The organism is Paraconexibacter sp., assembly GCF_059438195.1.
Map to the genome: position 1 here is coordinate 16,862 of NZ_JBLKKY010000015.1, position 13,829 is coordinate 30,690.

14 protein-coding genes are annotated in these 13,829 nt (G+C 73.7%); 4 read left to right on the top strand and 10 right to left on the bottom strand.

Annotated features, from left to right (window positions below; translation table 11 throughout):
- Positions 1–2: 2 nt before the first annotated feature.
- Positions 3–1,670 carry a ribonuclease J gene (locus ACME2J_RS07370; RefSeq protein ID WP_495544243.1) on the bottom strand — a complete coding sequence of 556 codons (1,668 nt, stop codon included), beginning with the start codon at positions 1,668–1,670 and terminating at the stop codon, positions 3–5.
- Positions 1,667–2,527, bottom strand: coding sequence for a 4-hydroxy-tetrahydrodipicolinate synthase (gene dapA / locus ACME2J_RS07375; protein WP_495544244.1), 861 nt, complete (start codon positions 2,525–2,527; stop codon positions 1,667–1,669). The genes ACME2J_RS07370 and dapA overlap by 4 nt, the downstream gene beginning before the upstream one ends.
- A 52-nt stretch (positions 2,528–2,579) precedes the next feature.
- On the opposite strand from dapA, the gene ACME2J_RS07380 reads away from it, so the two are divergent.
- The 3 genes from ACME2J_RS07380 to ACME2J_RS07390 are packed head-to-tail and all read left to right on the top strand — an operon-like array spanning position 2,580 to position 6,423.
- Positions 2,580–3,338 (top strand): NUDIX hydrolase, encoded by a 759-nt coding sequence (locus tag ACME2J_RS07380; protein WP_495544245.1) that lies wholly within the window; start codon positions 2,580–2,582, stop codon positions 3,336–3,338.
- Positions 3,335–5,458, top strand: coding sequence for an SF1B family DNA helicase RecD2 (gene recD2, locus ACME2J_RS07385; RefSeq protein ID WP_495544246.1), 2,124 nt, complete (start codon positions 3,335–3,337; stop codon positions 5,456–5,458). Before ACME2J_RS07380 ends, recD2 begins: the two co-directional genes overlap by 4 nt.
- A 41-nt stretch (positions 5,459–5,499) precedes the next feature.
- The gene (locus ACME2J_RS07390) at positions 5,500–6,423 is read left to right on the top strand and encodes a ferredoxin family protein (protein ID WP_495544247.1); all 924 of its coding nucleotides are present in this window, start codon (positions 5,500–5,502) and stop codon (positions 6,421–6,423) included.
- Positions 6,424–6,429: 6 nt separating this feature from the next.
- Here the strand turns inward: ACME2J_RS07390 and ACME2J_RS07395 are convergent, their stop codons facing one another.
- The 7 genes from ACME2J_RS07395 to ACME2J_RS07425 form a co-directional block, all read right to left on the bottom strand.
- Positions 6,430–6,861, bottom strand: a complete 432-nt coding sequence (locus ACME2J_RS07395; RefSeq protein ID WP_495544248.1) for a hypothetical protein — start codon at positions 6,859–6,861, stop codon at positions 6,430–6,432.
- Between the two features lie 56 nt (positions 6,862–6,917).
- Positions 6,918–7,295 carry a hypothetical protein gene (locus tag ACME2J_RS07400; RefSeq protein ID WP_495544249.1) on the bottom strand — a complete coding sequence of 126 codons (378 nt, stop codon included), beginning with the start codon at positions 7,293–7,295 and terminating at the stop codon, positions 6,918–6,920.
- Entirely contained in the window at positions 7,292–7,798 is a 507-nt protein-coding gene (locus ACME2J_RS07405) for a GNAT family N-acetyltransferase (RefSeq protein WP_495544250.1), read from the bottom strand. Before ACME2J_RS07405 ends, ACME2J_RS07400 begins: the two co-directional genes overlap by 4 nt.
- Positions 7,795–8,496, bottom strand: a complete 702-nt coding sequence (locus tag ACME2J_RS07410) for a 4-hydroxy-tetrahydrodipicolinate reductase (RefSeq protein ID WP_495544251.1) — start codon at positions 8,494–8,496, stop codon at positions 7,795–7,797. Before ACME2J_RS07410 ends, ACME2J_RS07405 begins: the two co-directional genes overlap by 4 nt.
- Positions 8,493–9,785: a M16 family metallopeptidase gene (locus tag ACME2J_RS07415; RefSeq protein ID WP_495544252.1), complete on the bottom strand. Its 1,293-nt coding sequence runs from the start codon at positions 9,783–9,785 to the stop codon at positions 8,493–8,495. Before ACME2J_RS07415 ends, ACME2J_RS07410 begins: the two co-directional genes overlap by 4 nt.
- Positions 9,786–9,809: 24 nt before the next feature.
- On the bottom strand, positions 9,810–12,140 hold the full coding sequence (locus ACME2J_RS07420; protein WP_495544253.1) for a polyribonucleotide nucleotidyltransferase: 2,331 nt from the start codon (positions 12,138–12,140) through the stop codon (positions 9,810–9,812).
- Positions 12,141–12,260: 120 nt separating this feature from the next.
- Positions 12,261–12,767, bottom strand: a complete 507-nt coding sequence (locus ACME2J_RS07425) for a DsbA family protein (protein WP_495544254.1) — start codon at positions 12,765–12,767, stop codon at positions 12,261–12,263.
- A gap of 32 nt (positions 12,768–12,799) precedes the next feature.
- On the opposite strand from ACME2J_RS07425, the gene ACME2J_RS07430 reads away from it, so the two are divergent.
- Positions 12,800–13,318, top strand: a complete 519-nt coding sequence (locus ACME2J_RS07430) for an SRPBCC family protein (RefSeq protein ID WP_495544255.1) — start codon at positions 12,800–12,802, stop codon at positions 13,316–13,318.
- 37 nt (positions 13,319–13,355) lie between these two features.
- Here the strand turns inward: ACME2J_RS07430 and ACME2J_RS07435 are convergent, their stop codons facing one another.
- Entirely contained in the window at positions 13,356–13,826 is a 471-nt protein-coding gene (locus ACME2J_RS07435) for a redoxin domain-containing protein (RefSeq protein ID WP_495544256.1), read from the bottom strand.
- Positions 13,827–13,829: the final 3 nt, after the last annotated feature.

The window sequence follows — 13,829 nt, forward strand, 5'->3', positions numbered from 1 at the left end:
GCCTACACCTCGACGACGACCGGCAGGACCATCGGCCGGCGCTTGAGGCGCCGGTAGAGGAACTCCGCGAGGTCGTCGTGGAGGAACTGCTGGAGGAGGTCGATCTCGCGGACCTCCTCCTTCGCCGCGCGGTCGAGCGACTCGTCGACGACGTCGCGCAGCTCGTCGAGGAGCTCCTGGTCGGCGGCGAACGGGACGCCGCGGAGGATGACCTCCGGATCGGCCACGGAGGAGCCGTCCTGCTCGCTGATCGTCGCGACGACGACGAAGATCCCGTCGGCGCTGAGCATGCGGCGATCGCGGAGCGCCGCGTCGGCGGGCTCCCCCAGATCGACGCCGTCGACGAAGATGACCCCGCTGCGCTCGCGGTCGGCGAAGCGCGCGCCGTCCGCGTCGATCTCGAGCGGCAGCCCGTTCTCCCCCTTGAAGATGCGCTCGGGGTCGACGCCGACGCGCTCGGCGATCTCGGCGTGCAGGGTGATCCGCTTGTGGTCGCCGTGGACCGGGAAGACGTAGCGCGGCCGCGTGAGGTTGAGCATGAGCGCGAGCTCCTCGCGGTAGCCGTGGCCGGACGCGTGGATCGGCGCGTCGGCGGTCGTGATGACGTCGCAGCCGATGTGGTACAGCCGGTCGATCGTGTCGTTCACCGCGCGCTCGTTCCCCGGGATCGGGGTCGCGGAGAAGACGACCGTGTCGCCGTCGTGCAGCTCGATCTGGTGGTGGTCCCGGTAGGCCATCCGGCGCACCGCGCTGAGCGGCTCCCCCTGCGACCCGGTCGAGATGACGACGATCTTCTCGTCGGGGAAGTCGCCGATCTCGCGCGGCTGGACCTGCATGCCCTCGGGGATGCGGATGTGGCCGAGCGAGCGGCCGATGTTGACGTTCTTGCGCATCGAGCGGCCGACGAGCGAGATCTTCCGGCCCGTGGCCGCCGCGGCGTCGACGACCTGCTGGACGCGGTGGATGTTCGAGGCGAAGCAGGTGACGATGATGCGCCCCTCGCAGCGGGCGAACGTCTCGATGAGGTGCGGCCCGGCGACCGACTCCGAGAGCGACGAGCCGGGGCGATCGGCGTTCGTCGAGTCGCCGCAGAGGAGGAGCAGGCCCTCGCGGCCGAGCTCGGCGAGCCGCTGGAGGTCGGCCGGACGCCCGTCGACCGGGGTCTGGTCGAACTTGTAGTCCCCGGTGACGAGCACCGTGCCGAGCGGCGTCGTGAGGGCGACGGCGCGCGCGTCGGGGATCGAGTGCGTCATGTGGATCGTCTCGATCTCGAACGGCCCGGCCTCGACCTTGGCGCCCGCAGCGAGGTCGACGCACTCGACGTCCTTGCCGATCTTGTGCTCGTCGAGCTTCGAGCGGGCCATCGCCATCGTGAGCGGGCCGCCGAACACGGGCGGGGCGTCCTCGACGCCGAGCTCGCGCAGCAGCCACGGGAGGGCGCCGAGGTGGTCCTCGTGGCCGTGGGTGATGAGGATCGCCTCGATGTCCTGCACGCGATCGCGGAGGTAGTGGAAGTCCGGGAGGACGAGGTCGATGCCGACCATCTCGGCGGTCGGGAACCGCAGTCCGGTGTCGACGACGACGATGCGGTCGTCGTACTCGACGACCATCATGTTCTTGCCGATCTCGCCGAGCCCGCCGAGCGGCAGGACCCGCAGGAGGCCGCTCATCCGGCGGCGCGGTCGAGCAGCCCCCGCGCCTCGAGCATCGCGCGGATCGTCGCCGTCTCCGCCTCGTCGGCCGGGACGTACGGGAGCCGCGGATCGCCGACGGGCCGCCCGAGGAGGGCGAGGGCCGCCTTCGTGCAGACGGCGGCGGGAGCGACGCTGAGCGCCTCGAAGACCGGTGTGAGGTCCTCGTGGATCGCCGCGCGGCTCTCCGGCTCGTCGACCATGCGGCGCATCTGCGGGCCGACGACGTGGCTCGCGACGAGGATCCCGCCGGCGCCGCCGAGATCGAGGGTGCGCGCGAGGACGTCGTCGTTGCCGGCGTAGAGCTCGAGCCCGTCGACCGGTGCGAGGTTCGCGTTGTTCGCCTGCTTCACGGCGGAGATGTGGTCGAGCTGCGCGAGCTCGGCGAGCAGGTCGTTGGGCATGTCCGAGCCCGTCCTCTGCGGGATGTTGTAGAGGACGATCGGCCGGTCGGCGGCCGCCGCCACCTCGCGGTAGTGGGCGACGATGCCACGGCGGTTCGGCCGGTTGTAGTACGGGTTCACGGAGAGCAGCGCGTCGGCGCCGATCTCGCACGCCCGCTCCGTGAGCTTGACGGCGTGGCGCGTGTCGTTGGAGCCGACGCCGCCGATGACCGTGAGCCCCTCGGGGCGCTCCCGCACCGCCAGCTCGATGAGCGCGAGGTGCTCGTCGTCCTCGAGGGTGGGCGACTCGCCCGTCGTCCCTGCGACGACGATCCCGTCCGACCCCTGCGTCGCGAGGTGGCGCATGAGGTCGACGAACGCCTCCTCGTCGACGCGCAGATCCGCGTCGAAGGGCGTGACGATTGCGGTGATGATCGCTCCGAGGCCCGGCATCCGAGCCAGTATCCCAGGCACGCGTCCGTCCCGACGGCGACACTGATCGGAGATGAGCGACGACGCCGCGCCCCGCGCCCTCGACTCCGACACCGCGATCCTCCCCACGTCCCGCCTCACCGCCGTCTGGGCCCCCGGGGAGGCGGCGCTCGACCCGCGCGTCCGCGCGGCGGGCGAGGATCATCTCGTCCGGTCGCTCGAGCGCTGGCCGGCGTTCTACGACGGTGCCGTCGGCTGCCTCGCCTCGCTCGCGCCCGAGGGCGCGACGCTCGCCGTCGGCTCGTTCTTCGACGTGCTGCGCAGCGACGGCGCGGCGCTCGACCCGAGCGCCCGCGAGGTCGTCACCGCGCTCGCGGACGGCGATCCGCTGCGCTCGGGGGCGGGTCGCGCGGCGGCGCTCGGCGTGTCCCTCCTCCTCGTCCGCGGCCGCGGGCCCCGGCGACGCGTCCTCGCGGGCCTGCGCAGCGCCGAGGTCGTCAACCCCGGCGTCTGGCACACGGTCCCGGCCGGCACGGTCGACGCGGGGACGGCGCGCAGCGGCGAGGAGCCGATCCGCGCGACCGCCGTCCTCGAGGCGCGCGAGGAGCTCGGGCTCGAGGTCGACGCCTCCGAGATGGCGCCTCTCGGATGGGCGTGGGACCTGCCGACGCTGCGCCCCGAGGCCGTCCTGCTCATCGACGCCGGCGACCTCGACGTCGGGGACCACTGCGGCGAGCACGAGCGCCTCGAGTGGCTGCCGCTCACGACCCCGCCCGCGGGCGCCTCCCCGATCCTCCGCGCCTCGCTGGCCCTCGCCGCGGAGGCGGGATGAGCGAGCCGTCGCGCCTCGCGCTCGAGGTGATGGACACTCGCTGGCGCGCGGACGACGGCGACTTCGCGGTCCTCGTCGCCCTCGACGAGAGCGGCGAGGAGGTGACGCTCACCGGTCCTCTCGCCCACGTGAACGAGGGCGACCACGTCGAGGTGACGGGCGAGTGGCGCGAGCACCCGCGGCACGGGCGGCAGTTCCACGCCGGCCAGGTGCTCGTGAAGGAGCCGGTGAGCGACCGCGCGATCCGCAGCTACCTCGCCGCCGTGAAGCACGTCGGCCCGGCGGGCGCCCGCTGGCTCCACGAGACGCACGGCGACGAGGTGATCGGCGTCGTCGACGAGGACCCCCGGGCCCGCCTCTCCGAGGTCCCCGGGATCGGGAAGCGCCGGCTCGCCGCCGCCGTGCGGTCGTGGGAGGAGCAGACCGCGGTCCGGGCGATCCGGCTCTTCCTCGAGACGCACGGCGTGCCCGCGGCGGCGGCGTCGCGGATCCAGCGTGCGTACGGCTCCGGCGCGATCGACGCCCTGCAGGCCGACCCCTACGCGCTCACGGAGGTCGAGGGCATCGGGTTCCGCACCGCGGACGACCTCGCCCGGGCGCTCGGCACGCCGGCCGACGACCCGGGCCGGCTCGACGCCGGGATCGTCCACGCGCTCGCGCTCGCCGAGTCCGACGGGCACTGCTTCCTCACCCGCGCCGACCTCGCCACGCGGACCCGCGAGCTCCTCGACCACGACGTCTCGGGGCGCATCGACGCGCTGGCGGCCCGCGGGACGATCGAGATCGACGGGCAGGACCGCATCGCGGACGCCCGCCTCGCCGCGATCGAGCGGCGCCTCGCGCGACGCGCCGCCGAGCTCGCCGGCGACGAGCCCGTGCTCCGCCTCCGGGGGCGCGCGCCCGAGCGGCCGACGAGCGGAGCGCTCGTGCCGACCGACGAGCAGTGGTCGGCGGTCGAGAAGGTGCTCGGCCACCGGCTCTCGATCCTCACCGGAGGTCCCGGCACCGGCAAGTCGTCGGCGATGCGGGCGCTCGTCGACGTCCTGCGGCACGGCCGCGCGACCGTGCGCCTCTGCGCGCCGACCGGCAAGGCGGCCCGCCGGCTCGCGGAGGTCGCCGGCGCGGAGGCGACGACGATCCACCGGCTCCTCGAGTGGGTGCCCGGCGAGGGGTTCGCCCGCGACGAGGAGGACCCCATCCCTGGCGCCGACGTCCTCATCGTCGACGAGGCGTCGATGCTCGACGTGCGGCTCGCCGACGCGCTCGTGCGCGCGGTCGGCCCGTCGACGCACGTCCTCCTCGTCGGGGACGTCGACCAGCTGGCCCCGGTCGGCCCCGGCCGCGTGCTCGAGGACCTCATCGCCTCGGATGTCGTCCCGACCACCCGGCTCACCGCGATCTTCCGGCAGGCGGCGCGGTCGCTCATCGTGCGCGCGGCCCACGCCGTCAACGCGGGCGAGCGCCCGCCGACGGTCGCCGGCGACGACGACGTCCGCGACTTCTTCCTCATCCGCCGGTCCGACCCCGCGGCGATCTTCCGCGAGGTGTGCGACCTCGCCGCGCAGCGACTCCCGTCGCACTACGACCTCGACCCCGTCGGCGGCGTGCAGGTCCTCGCCCCGATGCACCGGGGCCCCGTCGGGATCGACGCGTTCAACGACGCGCTGCGCGCGCGGCTCAACCCGGACGGCGCCGCCGTGCCGGGCACGCCGCTGCGCCACCAGGACCGCGTCATCCAGACGCGCAACGACCACGAGCACGAGCTCATGAACGGCGAGCTCGGCGTCGTCGTCGGCCACGACGCCGAGGCGGGCCGCGTCCTCCTCGCGACCGACGACGGCCGCCGCCTCTCGGTCCCGGTCGCCGCGACCCAGACGTGGCGGCTCGCCTACGCGATCAGCGTCCACAAGAGCCAGGGCAGCCAGGCGCCCGCGATCGTGCTCCCGCTCCACCGCAGCCAGGCCGTGATGCTCTCGCGCAACCTCCTCTACACGGCGATCACGCGTGCAGAGCGGGTCTGCGTCGTCGTCGGCGAGGAGTCCGCGTTCGACCTCGCCTCACGCCGCCGTGACGGGACGGCCCGCGGCACGCGCCTCGCCGAGCTCGTCCGGACCGGCTGACCCGAGCGACCGCGCCGACCGACCTCTACGATCCTCACGCCATGGACGATCGCTGCGCGACGACCGCCGAGGCCCTCGACGAGCCGCTCGCCGGCTCCGCCGCGAAGGCGCGCCGGTGGCTGCTGCTCGAGGCACCTGGCCCCTGGGGCTCCGACCCGTTCGCCGTCAACGACCTCCCCGGCGACCTCGGCAGGGTCCTCGAGGAGCGCGCCGAGGCGGCCGGCCTCCGCCCCGGCCTCATCCAGAGGACCTCGAGCCGCGCGGCCGGCGCCGGCGGCCCCGCGACCTGCCTCGTCGCCTCGACCGAGCGCGGCGACAGCTGGCTCGCGCGCTACGACCTCGACGATCCGCGCCAGGTCCTCGACCTCGATCTCGCGGCGATCGGGGAGGGCCGTCGCCCCGCGGACGCGACGCCCGTCGACGGCCCCCTCGTCGCCGTCTGCACCCACAGCCGCCGCGACGCCTGCTGCGCGCTGCGCGGCCGTCCGCTCCTGCGTGCCGTCCGGGAGCTCCTGCCCGGCGAGGCGTGGGCGACGACGCATCTCGGCGGCCACCGGTTCGCGGCGACGTGCCTCGTCCTCCCCCACGGCTACTGCTACGGCCGCGTGCCGCCCGGCCGCGCCGACGAGCTCGTCGCGGCCCACTGCCGGGGCGAGGTCGTGCCCGAGCTCCTCCGCGGCCGCGTCGGCGACGGCTGGCACGCGCAGTGCGCCGAGGTCTTCACCCGGACGCGCCTCGACGTGAGGGGGATCGACGACCTCGACGTCCTCGAGGTCCAGGCGGACACCGACGACGAGGGCTGGGTGACGCTCGACGTCGACGGTCACGGCAGGCTCCGCGCGCACGTCCGCCGCCGCCCGACGGGCGCCCTGCGCGCGCTCTCCTGCGGCGACGACGAGACGTCCGACCCCGGCCGCGCCGAGCTCGTCTCGCTCGACGAGGAGCCGGTCGCCGCCCCGCGCTGAGGGCGCCTACAGCTCGATCTGCAGGAGCCGCACGAGCTTGCGGCCGAGGCGCAGGGGCCCGTCGAGCTCGACGCGCCCGTCGGCGAGGCGCGCGAGCGCCTGGCGACCCCGCGGGTGCGTCGGCTTCGGCAGCCCGCCCGCGAGGGGGGAGGAGACGACGAGGAGGACGTCGGCGAGGCGGCCGATCACCTCCAGGTCGTACGCGCGGTCGGGGTCGTCGTCGTCGCTCACGACGATCTCCTCGCCACGGAACTCGATGACGACGGGTGGGTGTCCGCCGGGGAAGCGCAAGGCGACCCGCCCGCGGATCTCCGCCGCGAGAGCGGGGTCGCGCACCGCGCCTGCGCGCACGAGGGCGAGGACGGAGGGAGCGAGCGAGTCGTCGGCGAGAGCTCCGACGACGACGCGGACGGATGCCGACGAGGCCGTGGCAGGCACCTCAGAAGGGTTCCCGCCCGGTGACCGGGCGTCTGTGAGGGCCCGCACAGCCGCGGTCAGCTGTCGTCGCGGCGCTCGTCGTCATGACGCAGCGCGTCGGTGAAGGCGCGCGGGACCCGCACCTCTCCGACGGCGCGCTCCTCCTCCCACAGCGTGACGACGACGATCTCGTGCCGGTCGGGCCGGCACACGAAGACGACGCCGCGATCGACGAGATCGCGGACGTAGACGGTCCCGCGCACCGCCGTCGAGCCGTCGGGCGCGCGCCTCTCCACCCGTCCGGCCTCCCACGCGCGGGCGACGCGCGCGACGACCTCGGGCCGCACGTCGACCGCCCCGCGCCGGCCGCCGACGCGCTGGCGGAAGCGCTCACACGCGTGGTCGGTGACCCCCACGAGCGGAGCGCCCGCGCCGGGCTGCGGAAGCGGGCTCACGGGAGCTCCCGCCGGTAGCGCACGGTGACGAGGTCCCCGAGCAGCGGCTCCGGCCTCTCCGGCGCAGCGGCGTCGAGACGCCACCCGGAGCGCTCGAGGAACGCACGCCCATGGGCGTGGATGCCCGGGACCCGCACGGCGACCGACCGGGCGCCGCGGCGGCCGGCCGTCTCGAGCGCCGCCGCGTGCAGCGCGGTCCCGACGCCGGCTCCCTGCGCGGGCGGATCGACCGCGAGGAGCCCGAGCGCGCCGACCGCGGGCGGGACGTCCGGCTCCCGGCAGTCCCCGACGACGGCGATCGCCGCGACGCGACCTCCCACCTCCTCGACGAGGACGTCCGCGCCGGGGTCGGCGATCGCCGCGCCGAGCACCGCCTCGTGCGCCTCGGCGCTCAGCGCGGCGAGCGCCTCCGGCGCGGCCGTCTCGGTGAGCGCCCATCGCCAGGCGCGGACGACGAGCTCGCCGGCAGCGGCGGCGTCGCCGGCGGACGCCGCCCGGATCACGCCGGGAAGAGGACGTGCTCGAGGCCGACCACCGGGCTCTCCTCGAGATCGCCGACCGCACGGACGGCCGCGAGGACGCCCGGCATGAACGACGAGCGGTCGAGCGAGTCGTGGCGGATCGTGAGGGTCTCGCCGACGCCGCCGAGGATGACCTCCTGGTGCGCGACGAGGCCGGGCAGGCGCACCGAGTGGATGGGCGGCGCCTCCTCCCCGGTCGCCTCCGCCATCATCGCGGCCGTCCGCGCCGCGGTCCCCGAGGGCTTGTCGAGCTTCTTGTCGTGGTGCAGCTCGACGATCTCCGCGCGCGGCATGTGCCGCACCGCCTCCTGCGCGAAGCGCATCATGAGGACGGCGCCGATGGCGAAGTTCGGGCAGAAGAGGGCGTTCGGCGTCACCCCGTTGGGCGCCTGGCGACGGCCGTGCTCCCTCAGCGGGTCGAGGTCGAAGCCGCTCGTCCCGATGACGACGTGCACCCCGGCGCGCAGACAGGCGAGCGCGTTCTCCGTCGCGGTGTCCGGGCGCGTGAAGTCGACGACGACGTCGACGTCGCCGAGGATCGCCTCGAGAGGCACCTCGAGCGCCGGGTCGGCGCGGCCGGCGAGGACCATGTCGTCCGCGCCCTCGACGGCGCCGCAGACGGTCGCGCCCATCCGGCCCGCGGCCCCGGCGACGCCGACGCGGAGGAGCTCGGCGCTCATGCCGCCTCCGCGAGGGTCGGGGCGACCGGCTGGAGGCCGGCCCGGAACGTCGCCTCGTCGGCGCCGACGCCCGCGGCGCTGAGGCGCGCGGGATCGAGGAGCTCGACGGCGAGCTCGCGGACGTCGTCGACGGTGACCGCGTCGATCCGCTCGATGACCTCGTCGAGGTCGAGCAGCGGCATGTCCGCGAGCACGGACGACCCGAGGCGGTTCATGCGCGCGGTCGTCGACTCGAGCGAGAGGCCGATCCGGCCCTTCACGTTCTCCTTCGCCCGAGTGAGCTCGGCGGCGCTCGCGGGGTCCTCGACCGCGCGGGAGATCTCGTCGCCGATGACGCGCATCGCCTTCTCGACGTTGTCGGGACGGGTGCCGACGTACAGCCCGAACTGCCCGGTCGTCGCGTAGTTGGCCTGGAAGGTCGAGACCGCGTAGGCGAGACCCCGCTTCTCGCGGACCTCGACGAAGAGCCGGGACGAAGAGCTGCCACCGAGGATCGTGTCGAGGATCCGCAGCGCGAACCGGCGCTCGTCGTCCCGGGCGATCCCGGGGCCGCCGAGGCAGAGGTGGTACTGCTCGGTGTCCTTGCGGTGGAAGCGCAGCCGAGGGACGGGATCGACGGCGGGGGCGACGACCGGCTCGGTCGCCCCGCCCTCGGGCGCCGCCCCCTCGACCGAGCGGACGAGGTCGACGAGATGGTCGTGGTCGACGGCGCCCGCCGCCGCGACGACGAGGCGCCCCGGCGTGTAGCGGACGCGGTGGAAGTCGGCGAGCCCGGTCGCCGGCGTGCCGGAGACGACCTCCGCCCGCCCGATGACGGGCCGGCCGAGCGGGTGGTCCCCGAAGATCGCCTCGCCGAGGACGTCGAAGACCTTGTCCTGCGGATCGTCCTCGTACATCGCGATCTCCTCGAGGACGATGTCGCGCTCGGCGTCGAGCTCCTCGGCGTCGAAGCGCGGCCGCCACACCATGTCGGCCATGACGTCGAACGCGGCGTCGAGGTGCTCGTCGAGGACCCGGCTGTAGACCGACGTCGTCTCCTTGCCCGTGAACGCGTTGAGCTCGGCGCCGAAGCCGTCGAAGAGCTGATCGATCTCGAGGGACCCGTAGCGAGCGGTCCCGCGGAAGAGCATGTGCTCGATGAGGTGCGAGAGACCGGCCTCGTCGTGGGACTCGGCCGCCGACCCCGTCCCGATCCAGAACCCGAGCGCGGCGGATCGGACCGAGGACAGCGCCTCGGTCACGACCCGCACGCCCGAGTCGAGCTCGGTGAGCCGGTGCTGCAGCGTCACGCCGCGGGACCGCCCGGACCGCGCCTAGTCGCGGTCCGGATCGCGGTCGGCGCGGCTGCGATGCCGCGGACGGCCGGATCCGCGGCCGCCGCGCTCGCGGTCGCCGCCGCGATCGCCGCCGCCGCGCTCGCGATCGCCGCCGCGCCCGCCGCCGCCGCCGCGGCGACCACCGCCGCCGCCACCACCGCCGTTGCCGCCGGCCCCGAGCGCCGCGAGCTCCTCGACGGTCTTGCCCTCGATCTCCGGATCGGCCGTCAGGCGCAGGCCGATGCGGCCGCGCTCACGGTCGACCTCGACGACCCGGACGCTGATCTCGTCGCCGCGGTTGAGGACGTCCTCCACCGTGTCGACGCGCTCGCCCGGCGAGACGTTCGAGATGTGGAGGAGGCCGTCCGTGCCCTTCGCGAGCTCGACGAAGGCGCCGAACGTCGTCGTCTTCACGACCTTCGCCGCCGGGAACTCGTCGCCGACCTCGACCTCCTTCGTCATCGACCGGATGCGGTCGACGAGCGCGTCGGCGAGCTCGCCGTTGGCGGAGTAGATGAGGACCTGGCCGTCGTCGTCGACGTTGATCTGCGACTCGAACTCATCGGAGAGCCCGCGGATCGTCTCGCCGCCCTTGCCGATGAGCAGGCCGATCTGGCTCGGGTCGATCTTGATCGACTCGATCCGGGGAGCGTGCTGGGAGAGCTCGTCGCGGGGCGCCTCGATGACCTGCGCCATCTGCCCGAGGATGTCCTCGCGGGCGGTCTTCGCCTGGGCGAGGGCGTCGCGCAGGATCTCGAAGGTGACGCCGGTGATCTTGATGTCCATCTGGAGGGCGGTGATGCCCTTCTCGGTCCCGGCGACCTTGAAGTCCATGTCGCCGAGGTGGTCCTCGACGCCGGCGATGTCGGTGAGGACGGTGTAGTCGTCGCCCTCCTTGATCAGGCCCATCGCGATGCCGGCGACCGGCGCCTTGATCGGCACGCCAGCGTCCATGAGGCACAGCGAGCTGCCGCACACCGACGCCATCGACGAGGAGCCGTTGCTCTCGAGGATGTCCGAGACGACGCGGACCGTGTACGGGAAGTCCTCGGTCGACGGGACGACCGCGAGGAGAGCGCGCTCGGCGAGCGCGCCGTGGCCGATGTCGCGCCGCTTCGGGCCGCCCATCCGGCCCGCCTCACCGACCGAGAAGGGCGGGAAGTTGTAGTGGTGCCAGTAGAACTTCTGCTTCTGGAGGCCGAGCGTGTCGATGCGCATCTCCTCCTTGAGCGTCCCGAGCGCGACGACGCTGAGCGCCTGCGTCTGACCGCGGGTGAAGAGCGCCGAGCCGTGCGTGCGCGGCAGGAGACCCGCCTCGATCTCGATCGGCCGGATCTCGGCCTCCGCGCGACCGTCCGGGCGCTTCTTGTGGACCGCGATGCGCTCGCGGATGATCGCCTTCTCGAGCTTCGCGGCGGCGGCCTTCACGTCGGCGAGCCGCTCGGCGTAGCCCTCGTTCTCGGCGTCGGACTCCGGCGCGTACTGAGCGACGATCTCGTCGATGACGGCCTTCGTCGCGTCCTGGCGCTCGATCTTGTCGAAGACCTGGGTCGCCTCGTCGAGCTTCGCGCCGTGCGAGCCCTTGATCTCCTCGTAGAGGTCCTGCGGGAGCTCCTTGGACTCGACGGCGATCTTCGCCTTGCCCGCCTTCTCGGCGAGCTCGCGCTGCGCGGCGCAGAGCTTCTTGATCGCGTCGTGGGCGATGTCGAGCGCGTCGAGGATCTCCGCCTCGGGGATCTCGTTCGCCCCCGCCTCGACCATGAGGATCGCCTCCTCGGAGCCGGAGACGATGAGATCGAGGTCGGACTCGCCGTCCTCGAGGGCCTGCTCGCTGGGGTTGACGACGAAGTTGCCGTCGATCTTCCCGATGCGCACCGCGCCGACGGGGAACGGGATCGGGATGTCGGAGATCATCAGGGCCGCCGACGTGCCGTTCATGCCGAGGATGTCGAACGGGTGGACGTAGTCGATCGACTGCGGCATGACGACGAGCTGCGTCTCGCGGCGCCAGCCCTTGGGGAAGAGCGGGCGGATCGGCCGGTCGATCATGCGGCAGGTGAGGATGCCCTTCTCGCTCGCGCGGCCCTCGCGCTTGAAGAACGAGCCCGGGATCTTCCCCGCGGCGTACATCCGCTCCTCGACCTCGACGGTGAGCGGGAGGAAGTCGACGTCCCGCTCTCCGCCCGCGGTGGCGGTCGCGAGGACCTGGGTGTCGCCCTGGCGGACGACGACGGCGCCGGAGGCCTGCTTGGCCATCCGCCCGGTCTCGAACGAGATCTCGCTGCCGGCGATCTCGACGGTGACCGTGGTCACGGCGTCACTGCTCATGTGTCTGCTCCTTCTGGCTCGCCCTTCGGTGGCGGCCTGCGTCTTTCATCTCACTGGATGCGAACGGAGTGATTCTAGCCGGGGCGGGGTCCGGCCGCGAGGGTGAGTCCGGCAGGCGGCTCAGCGGGTGGCGAGCGCGTCGAGCCAGGAGGGCTCCGGAGCGCCCTGGACCATCTCGCCGCCGCCGAAGACCGTCGGCGTCGTCGTCGCCCCCGCGCGGACCGCATCGTGGACGTCGCGCTTGACGCGCTCGAGCGTCCAGTCCGCCCGCCGGTCCTCCTCGAACCGGTCGAGGTCGAGCCCGAGCTCCTCGACGCGCGACCAGAGGTGCGGGTCGTCCGTGCGCCCCTGGTCGGCGTAGAGCGAGTCGTGGAAGCGCCAGAAGGCGCCTTGGGCGCCCGCGGCCTCCGCCGCCCGCGCGAGCACGAGCGCCCTCGGGTGACGCGTCTCCAGCGCGAGATGGCGGAACGCCACGCGTACGTCCGCGTCCGTCAGCCGCTGCGCGGCGACGGCGCAGCGCGGGCAGGTGAAGTCGGCGTAGACGACGACGAGGGGGCCGTCCTGCGGACCGCGGACGTGGTCGGCGTCGCGCAGCCCGGGCGCAGGCGCGCTGCGGAGGTCCGTCATCCTCTCCAGGGTATCCGTCGTAGCCACGGTTGATGCGCATCCACACCCTCGAGCGCCGGCAGCGCCTCCCCGGCCGGCCGGCCGACGTCTTCCCGTTCTTCGCCGACGCGCGCAACCTCGAGGCGATCACGCCGCCGCTTCTGCGCTTCCGGGTCATCACGCCGGGCCTCGGCCGCGAGGGGCTCATCTCGATGAGCGTCGGGACGCTCATCGAGTACCGCCTCCGGGTCCACGGCATCCCGATCCGGTGGCAGACGCTCATCCAGGCGTGGGAGCCGGACTCCGAGACGCCGCGCTTCGTCGACGTCCAGATCCGCGGGCCCTACGGGCTCTGGCACCACACGCACGAGTTCGAGCCCGACGGCGAGGACGGGACGATCATGACCGACACCGTCCGCTACGGGATCGGCTTCGGGCCGCTCGGCGAGCTCGCCCACCGGCTCCTCGTCCGGCGCGACGTCGAGGCGATCTTCGACCACCGCGCCGAGGTCGTGCCGCGCCTCGTCGCCGAGGACATCGCGCGCCGCCGCGAGGCCGCGCGCGTCGGCTGACGCCCCCCGCCCCCGCGGCCGGTCGCGTGAGCGGCCGCTACGAGGCGGGGACGGCGTCGAGGCCGTCGAAGATGAGGTTCGCGCCCGGCAGGTCCCCCGGCGAGTCGGCGAGGTGCGACCAGGCGACGACGCCGTCGGGACCGACGATGATGATCGCCCGGTTCGTCATCCCGGCCGGCTCGAAGTACGCGCCGAGCTTCTTCGCGGTCTCGCCCTTCGGCTCGAAGTCCGAGAGCTGCTCGATGGAGATCCCGAGCTTGTCCTTGAACGCGGTCTGCGACCACGTCGCGTCGGTCGAGACGCCGTAGAGGGTCGCGCCGCGCGAGGCGAACTCGCCGAGGACCTCCTCGTAGACCTGGAACTGGTCGGTGCAGACCGGGCTGAACGCGAACGGGTAGAAGACGAGCACGGTCGTCTTCCCCATGAGGTCCTCGCGCGTGAAGTCGCTCCCGTCCTCGCGCTTCAGCGAGAACTCGGGCATGGGCGTACCGGGGGCGATGATGCTCAAGGG